The organism is Chitinophagales bacterium, from assembly GCA_019694975.1.
In the GTDB taxonomy this organism is placed as follows: domain Bacteria; phylum Bacteroidota; class Bacteroidia; order Chitinophagales; family UBA10324; genus JACCZZ01.
The window spans coordinates 546055-569256 of record JAIBAY010000001.1 but is presented as its reverse complement, the minus strand read 5'-3'; the positions used below and the strand labels follow the sequence as shown (position 1 = coordinate 569256).

Annotated in this window: 13 protein-coding genes; 4 read left to right on the top strand and 9 right to left on the bottom strand. The window is 46.0% G+C overall.

The features are described 5' to 3' along the window. Positions 1–156: 156 nt before the first annotated feature. The 3 genes from K1X61_02160 (at position 157) to K1X61_02150 (ending at position 5681) form a co-directional block, all read left to right on the top strand. Positions 157–1830, top strand: coding sequence for a hypothetical protein (locus K1X61_02160; GenBank protein ID MBX7107430.1), 1674 nt, complete (start codon positions 157–159; stop codon positions 1828–1830). A 33-nt stretch (positions 1831–1863) separates the two neighbouring features. Next, positions 1864–4158, top strand: coding sequence for a M4 family metallopeptidase (locus K1X61_02155; GenBank protein ID MBX7107429.1), 2295 nt, complete (start codon positions 1864–1866; stop codon positions 4156–4158). Positions 4159–4394: 236 nt separating this feature from the next. Then, on the top strand, positions 4395–5681 hold the full coding sequence (locus K1X61_02150; GenBank protein MBX7107428.1) for a T9SS type A sorting domain-containing protein: 1287 nt from the start codon (positions 4395–4397) through the stop codon (positions 5679–5681). A 125-nt stretch (positions 5682–5806) separates the two neighbouring features. Here the strand turns inward: K1X61_02150 and bglX are convergent, their stop codons facing one another. The 7 genes from bglX to K1X61_02115 all read right to left on the bottom strand — a co-directional run bounded on the left by bglX (position 5807) and on the right by K1X61_02115 (position 19734). After that, a complete protein-coding gene (bglX, locus tag K1X61_02145; GenBank protein MBX7107427.1) occupies positions 5807–8083 on the bottom strand; it encodes a beta-glucosidase BglX in 2277 nt (758 codons plus the stop codon). Between the two features lie 130 nt (positions 8084–8213). Continuing rightward, positions 8214–9392: a family 16 glycosylhydrolase gene (locus K1X61_02140; protein MBX7107426.1), complete on the bottom strand. Its 1179-nt coding sequence runs from the start codon at positions 9390–9392 to the stop codon at positions 8214–8216. 57 nt (positions 9393–9449) lie between these two features. Continuing rightward, complete coding sequence (locus K1X61_02135; protein ID MBX7107425.1) at positions 9450–10319, bottom strand: PKD domain-containing protein; 870 nt, start codon at positions 10317–10319, stop codon at positions 9450–9452. Positions 10320–10389: 70 nt separating this feature from the next. Next, positions 10390–11904 (bottom strand): RagB/SusD family nutrient uptake outer membrane protein, encoded by a 1515-nt coding sequence (locus K1X61_02130; protein MBX7107424.1) that lies wholly within the window; start codon positions 11902–11904, stop codon positions 10390–10392. A gap of 40 nt (positions 11905–11944) precedes the next feature. Beyond that, the gene (locus K1X61_02125) at positions 11945–15034 is read right to left on the bottom strand and encodes a TonB-dependent receptor (protein ID MBX7107423.1); all 3090 of its coding nucleotides are present in this window, start codon (positions 15032–15034) and stop codon (positions 11945–11947) included. Positions 15035–15129: 95 nt separating this feature from the next. Beyond that, positions 15130–16512 (bottom strand): T9SS type A sorting domain-containing protein, encoded by a 1383-nt coding sequence (locus K1X61_02120; protein MBX7107422.1) that lies wholly within the window; start codon positions 16510–16512, stop codon positions 15130–15132. A 177-nt stretch (positions 16513–16689) separates the two neighbouring features. After that, positions 16690–19734, bottom strand: coding sequence for a hypothetical protein (locus tag K1X61_02115; GenBank protein ID MBX7107421.1), 3045 nt, complete (start codon positions 19732–19734; stop codon positions 16690–16692). A gap of 178 nt (positions 19735–19912) precedes the next feature. Here K1X61_02115 and K1X61_02110 point away from each other — a divergent pair, with 178 nt between their 5' ends. Beyond that, a complete protein-coding gene (locus K1X61_02110) occupies positions 19913–21550 on the top strand; it encodes a T9SS type A sorting domain-containing protein (GenBank protein ID MBX7107420.1) in 1638 nt (545 codons plus the stop codon). A gap of 235 nt (positions 21551–21785) precedes the next feature. On the opposite strand, the gene K1X61_02105 is transcribed toward K1X61_02110, so the two are convergent. Both K1X61_02105 and K1X61_02100 read right to left on the bottom strand, forming a co-directional pair. Beyond that, positions 21786–22820 (bottom strand): response regulator, encoded by a 1035-nt coding sequence (locus K1X61_02105; GenBank protein MBX7107419.1) that lies wholly within the window; start codon positions 22818–22820, stop codon positions 21786–21788. Further along, positions 22817–23194, bottom strand: coding sequence for a response regulator (locus K1X61_02100; GenBank protein ID MBX7107418.1), 378 nt, complete (start codon positions 23192–23194; stop codon positions 22817–22819). The genes K1X61_02105 and K1X61_02100 overlap by 4 nt, the downstream gene beginning before the upstream one ends. Between the last annotated feature and the right edge of the window lie 8 nt (positions 23195–23202).

Here is a 23202-nt window from a genome sequence, read left to right as displayed (position 1 = left end):
GTTTTCTCCAATAGGCGCTGCAAAGAAAAGGGGCGGCCTGCCATTTTAATTTCCTTTCACTAATTCAAAGCATCCGTTCACAAAACCGATTTGATACGGCTTGTCACGTCATGATATGTTTGACGAAAATTAATTCAACCACTAAAAAAAACAATCATGAAAAAAATTATCATCCTTTTGGTTCTGTTCTTAACAGGCGGAGCCATACAACAGTCATCAGCGCAAAATACATTTCCTTCATCCGGCGCAGCAGGTATCGGAACCACAACGCCGAATGGTTCTTCATTGCTCGATATCAGCTCAACCTCCAAAGGTGTGCTGTTGCCGCGCATGACAAAGACGCAACGTGATGGAATTGCTGCGCCCACAGAAGGCCTGCTTATTTACCAAACCAACAGTCAGCCCGGCTTTTATTACTATGACGGCAGCAGCTGGAAATCTGTATTGCAGCTGAAGAAAGACCTGTCAAACCTCAATGCAACGGCCATCAATCTTTCATTGGTACCCAATGCTTCGGGAGCGATTGACCTTGGCAGCGATGTCTACAAATGGAGAGATGCTTATGTTACCAATATTAAGTTTGCTGATGGTACCATTCAATCTACTGCCGGTGGTGGCGGTGGTGCAGAAACAGATCCGCAGGTAGGAACCAACACGACCAATTATGTTCCCAAATGGAATGGGTCGGCGCTGGTAACCGGTGTGCTGCAGGATAATGGTACGAATCTCTGGACGGGTTCACCTGCATTCGCCGGCACGCGTGGCAAACTGGATTTGCATAATACCACCACTTCAAAGGGATTAAATATTGAAACTGCGTACAGTACAAGCGGACAGGCAGAAGGTATCCACAGTTTTGTAACTACAGCCAGCACCGGAACCAAATATGGATTTTATAACCAGGTGTGGCAGACTACAGGAACCTCCGGTGTGGTGAATGGCATTTATAATGATATTCAGAATTATGGCACAGGTGTAGGTTATGGTAACCGTACCGTCATGGATTTGCTTGGATCAGGTACAAACTATGGCAATTATACTTCAATGACTTCCGGCGCGTCAGGCACCTTGTACGGTGATTATAAAACGATACAGGGACTCGGCAGTTTGTATGGGCAATACATATCAATTCCGTCCGCTTCCGGCAGTAATACAAAGACTGGTGTGTATGTAAATATTCCCAGCACCACAGGAACGAACTACGGTCTGTTCTCCGTAGTTGACGAGAACAACAGCGGGAGCTATTCGGCATTTCTTTATGGAAAAGTTTATTGCACCGGCAATGTTGGTATTGGCGTAACCAATCCGCAGGCGCAGTTGCATGTTGATTATGGTGAAGATGCTGAACCAACCGGTGGCGGTTACATCATCAGTGGCAGCATGGCTTCTTCCAATATCGCCATCGACAACAATGAAATTATGGCCCGCAACAATGGCGCTGTGTCAAAACTGTATCTGAACAATGACGGCGGCGACATCTCCATGTGTTATGCAGGAGGCAACGTGATGATTGGTGCATCGGTTCCTGCTACCGGATACTTGTTGAGTGTAGATGGAAAGGTTATTTGTGAGGAGCTGAAAGTACAGCTATCGGAGTCGTGGCCTGACTATGTTTTTGATGAAGGCTATTCCATGCCATCCATCAGCGAACTGAAAAAGTTTGTGAGCACCAACAAGCACCTGCCCGGCATTCCGCCTGCTGATGAGATGAAAGAGCAGGGATTATCAGTAGGTGAGATGCAGACGAAGATGATGCAAAAGGTGGAAGAACTTTCACTCTACATCATTCAGCTGCAGGATCAGATTGATGCCTTAAAGCAACAACAGTAAGAGTGTTTCATTTCATACATAAAAAAAAAGATCATGAAAAGGACACTTATGACAACCTGCTTCATCCTGTTACTGATGATGCAGGGCATCCGGGCGCAGCAATTGCAGCGCACTGATTTACTCAACAAAAAATTCAGCCGTTATCTGCATCCTGACAGCAGGCAGGGCTGGATTGAATTCAGGGATGATGCACCTTACACTGCCGCTAATATCTTCAATGAACAGCCTGACCTGATTGGATTGCGCAGCAACCTTGATGAGATGCGCGTCATGAACGAACATACAGATCCGGCCGGCAATGTTCACTTCCGCTATGGGCAGTATTATAAGGGCGTGAGAGTGGAAATGGTGGAACAGCTTGTGCATGAAAAAAAGGGAAGGGCTTACCTGGCCAACGGCGATTTCATAGCTGACCTTGATATGAATGTGCAGCCTGCTATTGACGCATCAACCGCAGTTGCAACTGCCCTGAAAGCAGTGCCGGCAGAAAGATATCTCTGGGAAAACGCAGTAAGCGAAGCAGATTATAAAATAAAAAAGAATGATCCCAATGCCACGTTGCAACCGAAAGCCGAATTGCTGATTGTGAAAGCGGATACCAAAGGCGAAAAGTCCGCGGACAATTATGTACTGGCGTATCGTGTGGCGGTATTTGCCGAAAAGCCATGGACAGCGAAGTATGTTTACATCGATGCGGAATCCGGTGCATTACTCCGGTCCCGCTCACTGGATGTGTTTTGTTCAAACGGTACAGCGCAAACCACCTTCAACGGCACGCAAACCGTGCAGACTAAATTCACAGTTGCTGCCTGTGATTATGATGGTGATACGGAAATTGCCTATTTCTCCTGGGACGATTGTAATCCGGATACGGAAATAAAAAGCTGGTTTGCCGATTCTTTTACCGGTGATGATTACTTCAAATGTGACGCCGACAACAATTGGACAGCGACGGGCAGCAGCAAGATGACAATGACTTCTTTATGGTCAACCAAGAAGGCATATAATTATTACCTGAATGTTCACGGCCATGAGAGCTTTGATGGCAGTGATGGATTGATTGACGTTTTCAGTAACCGGAAATACACCAACACGGATGGCACGCAACACTGTCATAATGCCAACTTCACCAACATCATCGACAACCTGAATTTTGGCGCCGGATGGGATTGTTCATCTGGTACTACAGATGACTTCAACACAGTCGATATCGTTGGGCATGAATACACGCATGGCGTTATTGAGTATGCGCATTTTGATGCTTTGGATTATTCAGATGAGTCCGGAGCGCTGAACGAATCATTTGCTGATATTTTTGGTGAAATGGTGGAGAACTATGTGGAAGGTTCTATTGACTGGAATGTTGGCGGTGATAAATCAGATGGCGGCCTGCGCTCTTTTTCCGATCCCAAGTCACAGGGACAACCGGATACCTACCTGGGTGTGAACTGGGAGAGTGGCAGTGCTGATAACGGCGGCGTGCATACCAACAGCGGCGTGCAGAACCATATCTTCTATCTCCTGGCTGAAGGAGGAAGCGGCACCAATGATCAGGGCTGGGAGTACAACGTAACAGGTATCGGATGGTCCGATGCACGTGATATTGCATGGCAGGCAATGATGAGCTACCTGGATGGCGATGATGGATATGTCACGGCACGCAATGCATGGATTCAGTCGGCTAAGGATTTATTTGGCAGCTGCTCGCAGCAGGTGATTTCAGTAGGAGAAGCGTTTATGGCAGCCGGTATTACGCATTACACTGCCTATAACCTTGCTTCCATGTGCGGCACTTATGCCACCGTAGCATCCATTGATGCCGCCGAAGAAGTGCGCAATGCATCGATCCTGTTTAATAATTTTTTATCCGACTGCAATACTACGGTCAATACCGGAGCAGTTGTGACCGTGGAAAGCGGTAGCATCATTTCGTTCCATCCCGGATTCACGGCACTCAGCGGCAGCTTGTTTACCGCTTTGATTGATCCTTGTGAGAAAAGCGATTATAATCCGGGTGATCTCAAAACGGATCATGATAATGCAGCTGCGTTGAATGAACCTGCCGCCGACCGGGTAGTCAGCATCTATCCAAATCCGGCCGGCAACAATACAACAATTGAGTTTGACTGGAATGACACGCAACCGCTTGATTTGTATGTAACCGATGTAACAGGAAGGGTGATGCAATGGATGCTTCATGACGAGCAGCTTGAAACGCCTCATTATAAAGCTGATGTTAATACAACTGAATTTCCCAATGGCATATACCTGTGTGTTTTGAGATCAGGCGATGCCTCTTACATACAGAAGCTGATTGTACAACATTAGTGTACCATAATCCCGCCGGGCGTTATACTGTCCGGCGGGATTTTCATGTTTTATTGAACAGTTTTTTTCATAATATCTCTTCCTAATTATGATTCACCGGACAGATTGATACAGGAATTTGCTGATCTGATTGCGACGATCAACCTGCAGTTCAAAATGCTGAATTTAATAAAGCCAAAGCTGGAATACTATGCGTATTTTACATGGACAATTTTGTAATTATTTAAATATCGTTCATGAAAAAAATTACGCTGATTATTTTTCTGTTTGCCGGATCATTTGTCCGCGCACAATCATTGCCCATCGACTTTGAGTCAGCCGTCGCTACAGCCGACTTTATCAATTTTGATGGTGGAACTGCCACCGTCATTGCAAATCCTCAATCTTCGGGTAGTAACACCAGTTCAACTGTTGCACAAATCATCCGTAACGGAGGTCAGGTTTGGGCAGGCAGCAAGCTGATCCTGGATAACAATCTTGATTTTTCAACTGCCGGCATCATCACGATGAAAGTGTTTACCGCTGCTCCTGTTGGAACGATTGTAAAATTGAAGTTGGAGAACGGTACCGGCTCAGCAGAGTTTGATGTACCAACAACAGTGGCGAATCAATGGGAAACTTTGTCGTGGAATTTCTCTGGGCAGCCGGCGATTTACAACAACCTGGTTTTTATGTTTGACTTTGGCAATGTAGGCAATGGTTCAGCCGGCTCCGTTTTTCTGTTCGATGATATTCAACAGCTGTATACCGGCGCGCAGATTGATTTACCGGTTAACTTTGAAGGAAGCACCACCAATTACAGCACTACAGATTTTGGAGGCAATGTGTCCGCACTGTCAGCGGATCCGGTTAATGCCGGCAATACAGTGGTGAAGGTGATAAAAACAGCAGGCGCTGCCACATGGGCCGGCACTACCATTGGCACACCGGCAGGCTTCGCCACCAATATTCCATTAACACTAATAGACAGTAAGATGAACGTTCGCGTATGGTCGCCGGCTGCCGGTACGCCGATTCGACTGAAAGTAGAGGATGCCAATGATCCGACACACACCTGCGAAACTGAAGTGAATACCACTGTAACGGCCAATTGGGAAACACTGGTTTTTGATTTTCTTAACCAGGCACCAGGAACTGAATTACTCAGTGTGGGCCTGAGCATGGGCTGGTACTACAATATGGCTTCTCTGTTTTTTAATTTTGGAACTGATGGCACTGCGGCCGGTGAAAAGACTTATTATTTTGATGATGTGGCATTTGGTGAATCGCCGGTTGGGCTTCATGATCCTGCAACTGAAAGAATCGTTGTTTATCCTAATCCTTCCAATAGCAGTTGGATCATTTCCTCCGGTGAAAAAATTTCTTCAATAGCAATTTATGATGCAATGGGTAAAGAGGTTTACAATGTAAGTCCGGGCAGCCGCGAAGTAATCATTGATGCATCAGCATACGCAACAGGAATCTACCTGCTGAGAATGAACACTACATCAGGATCCGGAAATATTAAACTGTTGAAAGACTGATTGTCAACCGTGCAATAATAAATCCGGGTATCTATCTGCCCGGGTTTTTTATTGTCAGTTGGTAAAAATGAAAGAAGGGAAATATGATTGTTACAATTGCCCGGCTTTGAAAAAATACAACATACCTACCGGAGAAAGAAATCATGCCCGTTGTTGGTAGCGGAATTCTCTCCAATGTAAACAGTGAATTTTCCCGGTTCAGCACCCCACGTCATATCCTGCCTGTAAAAGGATAACATTTCATTATTAATAGTGAAGGAAACGGTTTTTGATTCTCCTGCTTTCAGCATTATTTTTTGAAAACCTTTCAGCTCCCTCACCGGCCTTGTGGTACTGCCAACCCAGTCGCGGATATACAGTTGCACCACTTCTTCACCATCGCGGCCTCCGGTGTTGCTGACCTTCACTGAAGCGGTTACAATACCATCACTGTTTATTGTTGAATGGTCTACTTCCACCGTTTCATATTTGAAAGTGGTATAGCTTAATCCATATCCAAAAGGAAACAGCGGTGAATTTTCCACGTCGCGGTATTTTGAACGGTAGACACGTTCAGTAGCCGGTTCATTGTATGCTCCGGAATAAGGCCTGCCGGTTTGTTTGGTGTAATAGTAAACAGGCACCTGGCCAACGCTGCGTGGAAATGAAACCGGTAACCTTCCGGATGGATTGTAATCTCCAAAAATCACCGCTGCCACGGCGTGGCCTGTTTCTGATCCGAGTGTCCAGCAGGCAAGCACGGACGGAGACTTGTCTTCTAAAAAGCTCAGGTCGAGCGGCCGGCCATGAAACACACATACGATCACTTGTTTTCCCGTAGCCATCATCGCCTTTACGAGTTGTTCCTGTACGCCCGGAAGGCGGATATCTGACCGGCTGCCGGCTTCGCCATTCATCACCGCTGACTCACCAACGGCAAGGATAATCACCTCTGCCTGCTGTGCAATTTTTCTTGCTTCACGGAATCCGCTCGTATCACTGCTATAGAAGTCGCAACCTTTTGCAATCATGACTTTGCTGTTCGCACCAGCTGTTTCTTTTATGCCTTCAGCCACTGATACTACATCTTTTGCTTCTCCAAAAAATGCCCAGCAGCCGTTTTGTTCGGCTTTATCTTCTGCCAGCGGACCAATCAGTGCAATGCTTTTAACTGATTTGTTCAAAGGCAGGATACCGGATGAGTTCTGCAGCAGCACGATGGATTTTTTTGCAATGTCAAGCGCAGCGGCCCGGTTTTCCTTGGATAGAATTTCAGTGGCTTCCCTTTTTTCATCGCCATACTGATATGGATTTTCAAACAATCCGAGGTCATACTTTAGTGCCAGTGTGCGGCGCACGGCGTTATCGACAAACACAATATCAACACTGCCGTTCTTCACCAGTTCCGGTAGTTCCTTAATGTAGATGTCGGCCATCATGTCCATATCCACACCTGTTTTGATTGCCAGTTTACCAGCTTCTTTCCGGTCGGCTACATTTCCATGTGAAATCATTTCTTCAATCGACTGCCAGTCAGAAACCACGAGGCCTTCAAAGTTCCATTCCTTACGCAGCACTTCTTTTAACAAGAATGGATTGCCTGATGCAGGTACTCCATCCAGTTCATTGAAGGAAGTCATGATGGTAGCAGCACCGGCCTGCAATCCCGCTTTGTAGGGCGGCAGATAGGTTTCGCGCAACCGCCTTTCCGACATATCAACTGTGTTGTAATCACGGCCACCTTCCGGCGCTCCATAGGCAGCAAAATGTTTGATACAAGCAGCAATTGTATTCGCATCTTTCAGGTTACCCTGGAAACCTTTTACGCGTGCGGCGGCAATCAGGCCGCCGAGAAAAGGATCTTCACCTGCACCCTCGGCAATACGGCCCCAGCGTGCATCATGTGTGATATCAGCCATGGGAGCAAAGGTCCAGTTGATGCCGGAAGCACTGGCCTCAATGGCTGCAACGCGGGCCGACTTTTCGATGGCTGCAAGGTCCCAGCTCGCCGCCTCGCCCAGCGGAATGGGAGTAATCGTTTTATAGCCATGAATGATGTCGGCACCGATGAGTAATGGAATGCCAAGCCTCGATTCTTTCACCGCCACTTCCTGAAGATGACGGATGTTTTTAGCGCCGTTGGTATTGAATATGCCGGTTATTCTTCCTTTGCGGATGGCTTCATCATAGTCAGACACGTTCACATCAGCAGTAGCGGCCGGACCGGTTAATATACTGCCAACAACAAAATTTAACTGGCCGCATTTTTCCTCCAATGTCATTTTTGAAAGCAGCGATTCAATAAACTCATCTTTTGCTGAAACGGTTAGCGGGTTTTTATTTTCCGGTGTACGCTGACCTGAACACAATATTAAAAGGAGCAACAAGCCACCCGGATGCAAAGTGTATTTTTTATAATTCATCGGTTGTGATTTTATTACCATCTTTTTGAAAACACCAGCCGGCACATTGCTCAGGCGCCGCCCGTATCAGCACGTTTCATACGCACGGACAGCCCGATCATTCCCTGTCATGAAATAATGTACAGGTATCTTATATTTTCTGAAATACTCTGATGTAATCTACCAGCATTTGCTGCGGGAAAATTGTTGTAGCATCCGGGTAGCCAGGCCAGTTGCCACCGACTGCAATGTTGAAAATGACAAAGAAGGGTTCATTGAATGGATAAATGGCACCAACCTGTGCCTTGGTAGCCTGGAAGTAGGAGATGTCATCCACCAGTATCTGAATATTATCCTCTGACCATACCAGTGAAAACACATGATACTTTTCAGAGAAATCACCTGAGGGCAATGTGTAGGTGCCTGTCAGCTTTGTGCTTTGTGTAGCGCCCTGCGGTCCGAAATGAATGGTTCCGTTAACTTCAGCCGGCAGGCTTCCGATAATTTCCATGATATCAATCTCACCGCAATTGGGCCATCCTGTCTGATCAATCTTTGAACCCAGCATCCACAGTGCAGGCCAGATGCCTTGCCCTTTGGGTAGAACGGCACGTATATCAACTCTGCCAAATGTGAACGATTGCTTGTTTTTTGTAAGCAGCCTTGCTGAAGTATATTCACTGCCCTGGTAATTTTCTTTTCTTGCTTCTATCACCAGGTTACCATTGGAAACAAATGAGTTGTTTGGGCTATTAGTGTAATACTGTGACTCATTGTTTCCCCATCCGTTGTTACCGATGTCGTAACCCCAGATTGTATTATCAATGGCTGTGCCGCTGAATTCATCTTTCCAGAGACTGACATAACCCGCATAGCTTTCGGGTGTGATATAACCGTCAAGCGGCACATACACATAAGTGTCATCGTTACGGATGGTTCCGGTTCCTTTATCTGTATTAAGTGTGGCGTTTACAGGATCGGACAGTACCACGTCAAATTGTTTATCGGGCTGCTTCACCGTATCTCCAATCACCACAATACTGATGGTGGCTTCCGTGCTGTTGGCAGGAATCGTTATGCTGCCATTCTGCATCTCGTAATCTATTCCTGCTAAGGCGGTATTGTCTTTCGTCATAAAATTTACAGTAACATCTTTGTCGGTTGCCTTGCTTAAGTTTATTTTAAAAGGAAAGGTGGCGACGGCATCTCCTTCGAAGAGCGTGACACTGTTAATAGAAACGGTAGGCAATGTCGGGAGTGGGGCCTCTGTATTCTTGTCGCCGCAAGAAGCGCAGATGAACAAAGAAAGGACGAGCAACATGTTTTTCATCTTCGGGTTAATTTAATTTTTGTTATCCGCGTTTGGAAAAATTACCTGCGGCAAATACTATTTGGGAACGAAAGTGAATTGCCAGAAGCCAGGACCAAAATTAATAAGCACCACGAGTCTGCTTTCTGTTAATTCTTTGATCTGATAGGTGATGCTGCTCTGAGGTGTTGTTACTTCCATCCCGTTGGCTACTTTGTACAGCGCTAAAAACACACCCGGCCCGCTGAGGGTCAGTTCCGTTTCATTAACGACGAAACTGTTGATGTTGGAGTTCCAGTCGCTGTATTGAGGCGGCCATGCAGATGATGGCTGGCATCCAGGAGCGCATCCTAAATCTGCAGGTGTAACATTGCCGGAGTTATCAGTGTCGGCCCAAAAATCACCTTTGTTGTCATAAGAAAAAGTTCCGTCTAAGCTGAAGCTGTACTCATCGTTAAACATGCAGCTGCGGACGCCGACATCAGAGAGGCCGGTCTGATACCATACCGTTGTGAAGTCTGCATCCGGCCCCACTTTCAGTGCGCCTGCCGCCGGTTCAAGTACCCATGTTTTGGTGCTGCAGGAGGTGAGCAACTGGAGATTGCCAAAGCATGCATTGGGATCATCCTGGTCAATCGTTACCTGTTTGGAAGCAGTTCCAAAGCCACCGGCATTGAATGACTGTAATGTAACTGTGTATGTTCCCTGGTAAGGATAGTAAGCGGTCACTACGGATGAATCCGCTTTTTCACCATTGCCCAGATCCCATTTATGCAGGAAAGCGCCCGGTGTCTGATCCACCAATAACAACCTGTTAGGATCACTGGTAGTCTGTACGTCAAAGGCAGCGGCTGGCGGAACAGGCAATTCGGTAACTTTTTCTTTATTGCATGCGGTCATGTTGAGCAGGGTTGCAAGCAGGAAGCTGCAGGAAATCAGTTTTTTCATGGTCACCAACGTCTTATTATTTTTAGAAAATGAATGTTGTGATGAATAAAGGTTGTTTTATTGAAACACTTTAGTAACCCTGGTTTTGAACCATTGCTCCCTGCGAGATATCAATTTCCTGCTGGGGGATTGGTAAATATTCATGCTTGTTAGGCTGGAATCCAAGTGGTCCTAAAACCGTCACTGCTTTATTGGTCCTGATCAGATCCCAAAAGCGCAACCCTTCTGTGGCCAGTTCGAGGCGGCGTTCTGTGGCAATATCATCGAGTAATGCAGCACCGCTGGAAACCCTGTCGGGCAAGCCAACACGGTTTCGAACCTGGTTCAGGTAGAATTTTGCTTTTCCTTCGTCGCCCGACCTGGCAAAAGCTTCTGCAGCCATCAGCATCACATCCGCCAACCGGATCTCTTTGATATTGTATCCCCAGTTGAGAGCAGGCTCACCGGACGTGGCTTTAAACTCCTGCAGCGGCGCATACTTGTTAATAAAGTAATCCGTATTCTGATAACTTGCCGTATAGGATGCACCGGCATTTTTTAATGCGTTGCCGTCAATAATGGTTGCGGCAAAACGAGGATCATCTTTCATAAAATCAACGAGGTCTTCGGTGATCGGGCAAAAGCTCCAACCGTTTGCATAATCAGGTCCTACAAAATCGCGGATACCGAAAAACTGAACATTATAATTTCCTTCCGTGAAATTGTTAAAGTTTTCGTAGCCGCCATGTTGATTATCGGAGTGAACAATTTCATAAACAGACTCAACACCGAATTTATTATCCGGTTTGAAGATGTCGGCATAGTTGGATTCCAGCGCATAGATGCCGGAAGTGATGACATCTTCGAGTAAAGCAGCCGCCTCTGCCATCCTTGCATTATCATTTTGAAACAATATTACTTTTCCGAGCAGGGCTTTAGCCGCGCCTTTGGTGATGCGCCCGAGTTCATCAGGAGAAACTGTTTCGGGAAGCTGCGATTCATTCACTGCAGCCTGCAAGTCGGCTTCAATCTGCGCATAAATAGCTGCCGGCGTGGTCTGCTTTTGATTATATATTTCATCCGCACCCAGCGTTTTTGTGATGAGCGGAATGTTGCCAAACAGCCGCACCTGGTCGAAGTAAAAATAAGCTCGCAGGAATTTCACTTCGGCGATGTAGCGCGCCTTTTTCTCCGGTGTCAGGTCCTTGATATCAGGATTTTCCATTTTTTCCAGTATCAGGTTGGCGCGGTAAATGCCTGTGTAATTTTTATTCCATAATCCACGCTGGGGCCCGAGAAACGGATCGAGCGTGAAGTTGTCCCAGGCCACCCAGTTTGGCTGATCCGATGCATCGCTGCCTCCTGCATAGCAATCGTCGGAGGCGGCGTTGAGTAATCCCAGTTTCATGGTCCAGCCATTGGTGCCGCCCCATTGTGTTACATCATACACTGCCACAACACCTTCAAAAATCTCTTCATCCGTCTGGTAGAAATTGGATTCGAGCTGTGTGCCGATAGGTTCCAGCTCCAGGAAACTTTTGCTGCAAGACATCAGCGAAAGTATCACCAGGGAGAACATCAGGATTTTGTTATTGAGATATTTCATTTTGCTAACTTTTTTAGAAGTGATTTCAAATGCAGAAAGACTAAAATGTGATATTACCACCGATGAGGAACGACGTCGCCTGTGGATAGACGCCCCGGTCCACTCCAAAACTGCTGCCGCCGATTTCAGGATCGAATCCATCATATTTTGTGATGGTGCCAATGTTGTTTCCTGAAATATAAACCCGTACTTTTTTGATGCCGGCTTTTGAAGTGATTTCCAGTGGCAGGGTATAACCCAGTTGTAAGGTGCGGATGCGGAAGAAGGATGCATCTTTCACATAAAAATCAGAGGAACTGCTGAAGTTCTTGTTAGGGTCATTCATCACCAGGTGCGGATAGGCATCTGAAGTGCCTTCTCCCGTCCAGCGGTCGAGTGCATCAGTCGTCATGTTGGCCATTTGCAGATCAAACCTGCGGGTGGCATCAAATACCTGCACACCGGCTACACCTTGTCCGAATAAAAGAATGTCAAAGCCTTTCCAGCTTGCTCCAACAGTGAACCCATACACTAAGTCAGGAACCGGGTCACCGATTTTTGTACGGTCGTCTGCATCAATAATGCCGTCACTATTGATATCAACGAACCTGAAGTCGCCGGGCGTTGCGTCCGGTTGAAGGAGCATGCCATCGTTACCCACGTAGCTGTTGATTTCGTCCTGGTTCTGAAAGATGCCGTCAGTCTGATAACCAAAAAAATAACCAAATGGCTCACCCACTGAGGTGCGTGTGATTTCCAAAGCCTGCGGACTGAATGTTTGTCCGACAATATATTCTTTGTCAGGACCAAGGTCTGTTACAACATTTGTAAAGTGCGACAGGTTACCGCTTATATCCAGCGCCACTTCCCCGATTTTTTTGGAGTAGCCTAATTCAAATTCAATTCCTTTGTTTTCCATCGATGCAATATTGCCAACCGGTCCGGCATTGCCTACATAACCCGGCACTGCAATGTCCAGCAACATGCCGCTGGTTTTTTTGATGAACCAGTCAAAGGTCAGCGTGAAGTCTTTGAATATTCTTGCATCAAAACCGAAATTGGTCTGCTTCGTCTCTTCCCAGCGAAGGTCAGGATTGGCCAGTGCATTAGGTGTGGAACCGTTGATGAGTGATTCGTCAACACCGAAAGTATAATTGCGGAAGCCGCCAATGGTGGAGACAAAGCGAAAATCGCCGATCTTATCATTACCGTTTATGCCCCATGAGCCCCTGATCTTTAAGAAATTGATATAGTCATTATACTTTAAGAATTCTTCCTCTGTAACCACCCATCCTGCGGATACGGATGGAAAAGTTCCATAGCGATAATTCTCGCCAAATTTGGGTGATCCATCCACCCTGAAAAGCGCAGAGAAAAGATATTTACCTGCATAGTCATAAGTGATTCGGCCGAGGTAGGAAACCAGTGCACCTTCATATTCATAACCGCCAAAGCCCTGATTTTCGGGGGAAACGGCATACAACAGTGAAGCATTTGAAATATCATCAGCGGGAATGTCCTGCACAGAACCACTGAGGCCTTCGCCCTGGTTATGTTCTGCCACCATGCCGGCGAGGAAATTGAAGTTGTGTTTTTCAAGGAATGTTTTCTGGTAAGAAATAGTGTTATCCCAGTTCCAATACACACCGCGGTTTTGTGAACGGGCATACCGGTTAATATCGAGCCGGTTGGAGGCATTCAGGTAATAGACGGGTGAAAAGCTTTCGGCGCCCCAGTACGCAAAGTCAACACCATAAGCGCTACGGTATTTGAATCCTTTGAAAGGCATCAACTCAAGAAATACATTTCCTGCAATCTTATCACCCCAGCCATTGCTTTGGTTCACTTTAATGGCTGCAACAGGATTTACAATTTCCGATGTTACGTAGGGAGAAATGCCATAGGGCTGTCCGTTATCATCGAGCACCACGGCAAAATTTTGAAATATATTGCTGTTCAATACATCGGGCCTTGTTTCAATCAGCGGCGTGATGGGATCGATGTTGATGGCGCGTCCGAGCGGTGAACCATATTCGGTATTGTCCGGAACACCCTGGCCGTTATTACGGGTATATCCCAGCGTATGCCCTACCGTGATGTATTTACTGATATTATGTGTGCCATTGAACCTAACGGAGTAACGTTGAAAACTGGACTGGCTGGAGGATACGATACCGGTCTGATCGAAATAGCTGAAGGAACCATAATACAATGATTTACCTGATCCTGCCGAGATGCTGAGATCATGATTCTGAACAGGTGCATTTTTTTCAAACACTGCATCCTGCCAGTCTGTGCCTTCCCCTAGAGAATCAGGATTGGAAAACAATACATCGCCACCTGCTGCTACCGATGATTCATTCATGAGGATGGCATATTGCGTAGCATTCAGCAGGGAGAGTTTTTTTGTTGGATTTTGTATTCCATAATAACTGTTCAATGACACTTCCATCATGTCTTTCTTGCCTTTTTTGGTAGTAACCAGGATGACGCCGTTAGCCGACCTTGCACCATAAATTGCTGCAGAGGCTGCATCTTTCAGCACCTCAATACTTTCAATATCGCCCTGGTTCAGGTAGTCAATGCCACCATTAATCGGTACGCCGTCTACCACATAGAGCGGATTGGAGTCGTTAATGGATGTTGTGCCGCGCACCCTTACCGTAGCCGCAGCGCCGGGTGAGCCGGAGCTGGAAGTAACCCAAACACCGGAGGTTCTGCCCTGCAGCGATTGCTCAATGCGCATGACGGGCATACTTTCAAGATCATCGCCGCGCACTTTTGAAATGGCGCCGGTGGTTACACTTTTCTTCTGCGTACCATAACCCACTACTACAATTTCATTAAGCAGGTCTTCATTTTGCAGCGAAACATTGATGGTGGACTGATTACCTACGGCTATTTCCTGGTCTTTATGGCCGACATAGGAAAATAGGAGTATGGATGATTTGCCTGCCACGTTAATGGCAAAATCTCCATTTTCATCGGAGACTACTCCATTCTGTGTTCCTTTTTCTACGATGACTGCACCGATCAGCGGGCCGGCTCCATCAGATACTGTGCCGGTAACAGCCATGGTGCCTTGTGCCTTTACTAATGAACTGCTCAGCCATAAGAGCAGTATGATGCCGAGCTTCAATGATTTTATCATGGTGGGTTATCTTACTTTAACCGGCCTGATCAGGGTGGGAAAAATTTCCCACCCTTCAGGCTCAGCAATGATGAAGGAATCTTAAAGTATGCAGCTTAATGGCGTACGATCACTTTTTGTGACTGTATCTGGTTACCCGAAAGGATTGTAACCTGGTATAACCCTGCCGGCATTGCATGCACCGGAATAGTTGTAAGCTGAAGTTCAATGGTGCCATTGTAAACAACCTGACCCAGCATGTTCGACATGGTAAGCGTGGTTTTCTTTGCCGAAGAAATATTATTCATCTGAATATTAATGCCGGCATCAGCCACGGTAGGGTATGCACTGAAAAGATTGCTGACAGGCTGAATATCCTGGATACCTGTTGACAGCTTATGGAAATATACATTGTCTACATAAACGGTACTGCCTCCGGCAACATAAATTAATTGTGCCAGGTGTGACCGTGATGCCAGACCGGTGAACTGTGAAAGCGGAATATCAAAACTGATCCAGCTACCGGTAACGATAGCCGGCGAGGTGGTTGCATTAAAATCCAGCTGTTGTTCGGTATCATCTCCGCCGCCAAAAACACCATCGGCACCGAAATCAACCAACTTCATACCAAAGGTGGTGGCATCCGGTGTCCAGATGTCAGTATGGAAATAAGACATGTTGGTAGCATCAATGGTCTGTGAAGTGAATTCGATACCACAAAACACAAGGCTGCTGTATTTTTTCACAGAGTCATTGGTGCCGATCACATAGTTGCTGAGGTCGGCAGCATCCCAGGAAGCTGACCAGGTATCCACAGTTACATTGTTATAAGCATTGCTGAACAGGGAAATTACGTCGGACTGTATTGCTGTGGGAGCAGGCGCAGAGGATGTTGGTTCTGGTGCAGAGGTTCCGCCACTATGGAAGTAAACATTGTCAATAAAGGCAGTGTTACTTTCAGAAACATAGAGCAGTTGTGCAACATGTTGCCTGGAAGTCATGCCGGCAAAAAGGGAAAGCGGGATATCAAAACTGATCCAGCTGTTGGTAGTTACGGCAGGTGAAGTAGTGGCATCGAAAGTGAGTTCCTGTTCGGTATCATCTCCACCACCATAAGCGCCATCGGCACCGAAATCAACAAGTTTGATTCTGAAGATGCTTGCATCAGGCGTCCACAGGTCAGTATGAAAATGTGTCATATTGGTGGCATCAATAGTCTGAGAGGTGAATTCAATACCACAATACTGAAGGTTGCTGTACTTTTTTACTGAATCACTTGTGCCGATTACATAATTACTGAGGTCGGCAGCATCCCAGACTGCAGACCATGTGTCAACAGTGACATTGCTGTATGCATTGCTGAAAAGGGAGATGACATTGGCCGCAGGCTGCGTGGGGGTTGGGGCAGAGGAAGTGGGATCACTCGCCCTGGCGATCTGCAAAGAGAAACTGCTTAAGCAGCAAATAATCAGGAAAGCTTTTGTAATGATTTTTTCCATGTTTTTGAGTTTAGAGATGATGAACAAAAAGGACGTAAAAAGGTTGAGGCGAATGTAAATCAGACAGGCACCCTTAACCTAATTGAGTGGCCGGACAAATGCTGGACAGCTTGAAATTTTTGCGAAAGCAGTAAATATTTGTGCAGAATTGAACTCTTAAACAGCTTATTTGACTAATCAGATGACTCTTAAATAGGCTCCGAGATCATCTTCAGCGGTCAGTCCCAGGTGTTTCTTTAACCTGTAACGGCTTTTCTCCACGCCCTGAACAGATATATTCAGTAAAGCGGCCATTTCTTTGTTGCTCATATTGAGCCTGGTGAGAGCACACATTCGCAGATCATTTTGCGTGAGGGAGGGATGTTTCCTGAGCAATTCGGTAATAAAGTTCTGGTTCACCTGGTCGAAATAGGTAGTGAATTGTTCCCAGCTTTTTTCACCTTCAATTTCAGTACTGAGCATTGACTTCAGACTTTTTATCAGCCGGCTGGCCTTCTCCTGGTCTGAAGCAGTTTGAATTTCTTCCAGTTTTTCTTTCACGCCGATCAGGATTTCATTTTTATGCGCGGCCTGCACAGCGTTGGACATCAGTTCAGCGCTCTTCGACTTAATTTCCACTTCCAGCTTTTCGTTCTGGAGTTGCAAAATGGTCTGTTCTGATACGAGGTTTTCATTTGTAAGGGCAAGAATGGACCGTTCTGATTCCAATACCTTTTGTTTCAAAGTCATTTCCCGCCGAGTGGTATAGATGCGGAGTGCCAGCCATACAAGTGCAGCCATCAACAACAGTACGATAGTCTTGAACCACCATGTTTGCCAGTACGGCGGGGCGATAATTACTTTCATGATTTTCTCATCACTCCATATTCCTATGCTGTTGGTTCCTTTCACCCTGAAAAAATAGGTGCCGGGATCGAGATTGGTATAAGTCACCACCCGCTGATCGCTTGACGTGTTGCGCCAGCCGCGGTCAAAGCCGTCCATTTTAAAAGCATATTGACTCTTGAACGGTTCAGTGTAATCCAGCGCTGCAAATTCAAATGAGAATACATTGTCGTAATAGGATAAATGAATCTCTGAAACTTCCTGCAGGCTTTGGCTTAAGATGGTGCGGCCATCAGCCAACAGACCGACCGGTACCGATTTATTAAATATCCTGAAATCGGTGAAGGCGACGGATGGTTTGGTTTCGTAGATCCGGACATCATCAGTATGAATAAATGTTAATCCGTTAATGCCACCAAAATAAATGGTACGGTTCGCAGCTGCTAAAATCGCCGCCTGGTTAAATTGGTTGGCGGTGATAAAAGGATTATGATGAAAATCAAAATTCAGACACTTCTTTGTTGCCGGCTCAAAGCGGGTGATGCCTTTAAACGTACTGAGCCATAGATAACCGTCGCTGTCTTCCACAATCCCCATGATCGCATTCGAAATCAAACCGTCTTCCATGGTAAAGTGCGCAAACTCATTCTTGCCTTGCCACAGGTTAAGCCCTCCGCTTTCCGTTCCCACCCATATCCTGTTTTTACTGTCCTGAAAAATGCATCTTATATCGTTGGCCGAAAGACTTTTGTCTTTTGCCTGTTCGTGTACAAAGTGCCTGAAATGCCCGGTGTTTTTATCGAGAAGATTAAGTCCATCCGTTGCCGTTCCAATCCAGACTTCCGATTGCCGGTCAACCAGCACCGTCATCACGTCATCGCTGGTGATGCTGAAAGTGTCGTTTGAATGATGGCGGTATCTTTTAAAAAGTCCGGTTTCCGGGTCGAAGAGATTCACGCCTCCGCCAATAATTCCGATCCATAACTTTCCATCCTCTCCTTCAGTAATGGACCATACATTGTTGCCGCTTAAACTCATTGTATCGGCGGCATTCGCACGATAATGACAGAAGGTGCCCGACTTACGGTCATAATAACTAAGCCCGTCATTGAAGTATCCCAGCCAAAGCCGGTTGTGGCTGTCTTCCAATATTGTTTTCACCACGTTGCCGTAGCCCGCAGGATGGTTGGGTATGGCCTGCATTACCTTGTCTTTTTTATCCAGTATAAAAAGGCCTCCGCCATCAGAGCCAATGAAGATGGAACCATCTATTGATTCGCATAAGCTCAACACAGATTGTGTTGTCGGTTCCGCACTTTTAATTCCGGTGAGCGATATGGTCTCAAACCATGTTTTGTGGATTTTATTCACGTTCACTCCGCCGTTGTAAGTGCCAATCCAGACATTTTGATCACGGTCGATACATACATTGTACAATGCATTTGTGTTTAATGATTTCTGTCCCGGATTGCTTTTGTAAATGGAAAACTGCTGCGTTGACGGATCAAGTATGTTCAGTCCGCCACCATCGGTCGCCAATAGTAAATGGCCCTGTTTGTTTTCTGCAATACCCATGATGTTGTTGGAAGCAAGCCCGTTCTCCATCGTAAACCGTTGCAGCTTGTCGGAAGCAAGATCAAGCTGATACAATCCAGAACCTTCCGTGCCAATCCATAAGTGACCTTTGTCATCTGCATGCATTGTCTTACGGAAACTTTCAAAATCCGTATCGCCGCTGACCGATGAATGCAACTTTACAAAATCATTGCTTTTTTCATCGTAATAATAAATGCCTTTGCCGCTGGCGCCAATCCATACTTTACCAGTCTTATCAATGATTATTTTTGAAATGGCATTATCAGTTAACTGGCTGTTTGATTTATCGAAGTGCCTTGATGTATGTGTTTTTGGGTCGTAAATCAATAAACCATTGTCGATGGTTCCGATCCATATACAGCCGGAATGATCTTCGCATAAGGTATTGATCCAGCTTTTGGAAATGGTTTGCAGAGCCGGCTCACTTTTAAGATTTAAAAATGTACCGGTTCTGTTGTCGCGAAAATTGATGCCATTGCCGCGTGTGCCTGCCCATAAGTTGCCATGGCTGTCCTGCAGCAGGCAATGAATGCTTTTCCCGAGAAAGCCTGCAGTATCCGGTTCCTGTTGCCTGATGACCTGGCATGTATATCCGTCAAATCGAACAAGTCCATCCTGTGTACCAAACCACATCAGTCCGTTTCTGTCCTGCGCAATGCAATAAACAGTGTTATGCGGCAGTCCTTCTGAAATGGTCAGGTATTCAAAGTGCGGTACTTCCGACTGAGCGAAAATGGCATGCCCTGGTAAACAATAACTGAAAATTATCAGGAATGGGAATAATCGTTTCATCAGTTCCATCAGCGTTCTCAAATGTTGAATATAAGCTATTGCGCCTGATTATTTAATGCAGGCACGTTATTATTCAATTGTTGCTGCCATGAGCGGTTCGGCGACAAATTGCGATAAAGAAAGTAAAATATTTGCCGCATGGATTTTTTACTAAATTTCACAATTGATAATAAAATCAAATCTAAAAATGAAGACCTTCACTATCATTTTGCTGTTGCTGTCATTCTCCGGAACAGCATTCTCACAATCTTACACTTGGGCTGCCGCCAAGAATATCAGTTGTTGTTCATCCGTCAACGGATTTGCTTTTGACAATAGCGGCAACATGTTTGTTGCAGGAACTTTTTATGGTGATAACTATGTCGGCGGAAACTATATCACATCCACCACTCCATTCAAATACAACAGCTTTGTGGCCAAGACCAGTAAGAGTGGCGCTGTGCTTTGGGTGAAGACAATCGGCAGCAATGAAAGTTCAACCGTGCAGAGAATCGCAGCAGATGGTGCGGGCAATGTGTTTTTATGCGGATACTACCAGGCAGACCTCGTATATGATGGAAATACTTTGCCTTGTACAGGTCAAAATGATGCCTTCATCCTGAAAATCAATAACAGCGGAAACCTGCAGTGGTGGGATCACACTATTGGAACAGGATCAGAGTTCTTTTATGATGTGGCGGTAAACCCTGCCGGTGATGCTTACGTAACCGGCAAATTTGCCGGATCCATGAATGTGCAGGGGGTGTATTATTTTGGTTCACCTGCAACGGTGTATGATATGTGCGTGATAAAGTATAACGGAGGCACCGGTGCATTGTCATGGGCACGACAGACCAATAGCCAGTTTGGGGGCAATTCATCCGGCAACCGGATTGCTGTTGATGGTTTGGGCAATACGTATGTGCTTGGCAATTTCGGCGAAGGATACACCACGTTTGGCGATTACACGATCTACGGTACGTTCAACGATTATTTTGTTTCACGTTTTGATGAGTCAAGCAATTTTATTTATACCAGCGATGTAGGTGATCTGCCCAATGGCTATATCTGTAATATTGATGCCGATGTGGCGGGAAATATTTATCTCGCGGGTAATTTCGGCGGCTTCGCGCCATTTACTGCCACTATCAGCGGCACAACGGTCACTTCACCGGGCAACGCTGAAATATTTATTGCCAAGTATAATGCTGACTATGTGATGCAATGGCTGCGAACCGGTGGCGGCGCTTCGACCGGTGATTTTGCAAATGATCTTGCGGTAGCAAATGATGGTGACGCCTATATCGCATTTACATCAGGCGCCACAGTAACGTTTGGAACGGTAAGCGCCACTACTGCCCATCCCGGATCCAATGAGATTGCACTGGTGAAATATAACAATAACGGCACGGAGCAATGGGCAACAGTTAACGGCGGTAAAAATTATGATGCCGTCAGTTGCCTCGATATCTATCAGAAAAAGAAATTCGCCGGCATTGCCGGCATCGGCGGGTCAGCCATGTATTTTGATGCCATCAAAGTGAACAAATCAAATTTGTATGTGGCACGCCTCGCCGATCCACAGTTGCGCGTGGTGGATGATGCGACGGAGGCCGTTGCCATTTCCGTATATCCGAATCCCGCTGCCGGTTATGTATTCATACAGGGCCTTCCCGCCAACAGCCATGTGGAAATATTTGATATGAAAGCAAGAAAAGTCTTCAGTGAAGAAGCCGGCGGTGAGTTGCTTAAAGTGCAAACCACAGATTTTCCGGCAGGGTTATATTTTGTTTCGGTTACCGGTGAAGGCAGGCATTCCGTGTTGAAAGTAGTGATTAGTGAGTAGTGAGTAGCGAGTATTGAATATTGATTATTGAGTGTTGAATATTGAGTGTTCAATATTCAATATTCAATAATCAATAATCAATATTCAATATCCAATATCCAATATTCAATATCCAATATCCAATATCCAATAATCAATAATCAATATCCAATATTCAATATTCAATATTCAATATTCAATATTCAATATCCACCATTCACTTTTCACCCTACATCCTTCAAATCAATATCACTGCTCAATTAACGACTTCATACACCACCACTGCCTGTGATTTGTTTTTAAGCTTCACGGGTCCAATCAGCCTGCAATTAAATGACTGTTTCACTTTCTCATAGCAGGCTTCATTAATCAGGATCTGGCTGACGCCGGCTGCTGACTGCAGTCTTTGTGCCGTATTTACCGCATCACCTATCACCGTATAATCCAGGCGTTTGATAGTAGCCGATCCGATATTGCCGGAGATCATTTCGCCGCTGTTAATGCCAATAGAAACTTTTGCGGAGAAGTTATCACCTGCTGCAGGCAGTGCTTCTATCTTGTCGCGAATGGAGAGACAGGCATCGATCGCACGGTCGAGGTGATAAGCACCTTTAAAAACCGCCATCACACAGTCGCCGATAAATTTATCAATGATGCCATTCTGTGCAATAATTTCTTTTGCCATCAGGTCAAAGTAACGGTTCAACAGCGACACGACTACGTCCGGTGTCTCTTTCTCACTGATGGAAGTGAAGCTGCAGATATCCACGAATGCGACGGTGGCCTCCACTGTTTCATTCGCCATCAGCGATGCTTCGTACTCGATGCTGCCCATGAACTTCAGCACATTTTCATCCACGTACATCTTGAGGATATTGTTTTCTTTAATAGCCTCCAATGTTTTCCTGATCTGATTCACATGCTGAATGGTTTTCTCCATGGTCAGTTCCAGGTCTTCAAAATTCACGGGTTTGGTCACGAAGTCAAAGGCGCCGCGGTTCATGGCAGTGCGTATATTATCCATATCGCCATACGCCGATACCATCACGGCTTTGATCAGCGGGCAATCTTCACTGAGCCTCGAGAGCAAGGTCAACCCATCCATCTCAGGCATATTGATATCAAGCAGAATGACCGACACATCAGGATGCTGCTGAATCTTTATCAGCGCATCTTTGCCGTTGATGGCGAAAACAAATTCATATTTTTTCTCTCTTATCTTCTGGCGGAACTTCTGCTTGATGAGCACTTCCAGGTCCGCTTCATCATCTGCAACCAGTATTTTTGTCATAGGATTCTGGATTTCAGTTTTTGCTTTAGTGCAGTGAAGTCTAACGGTTTCGTGAGGAAATCATCAGCCCCCAGTTTCATCGCCTGCCGGTAGTTTTCCTCATCACCATAGGCGGTAATGATCATCACCACAGGTGGTGGCGTGGCATACTTTTGTTTGATCTGTTTCAGCAATTCCAGTCCGCTCATGCCGGGCATATTAATATCCGAAAGGATCAGCACCGCCTCGTGGTGATGCTGCCGGAGATAATCAAGCGCTTCTTCCCCGGAGAAGCTGAAGGCGAACTCCATCTGGTGCTCCCGGATTTCTTTCCTGAAGCGCTGCTCGAAAAGAAGTTGTATGTCATGCTCATCGTCGACCACCAGGATTTTCATGCAGCTGT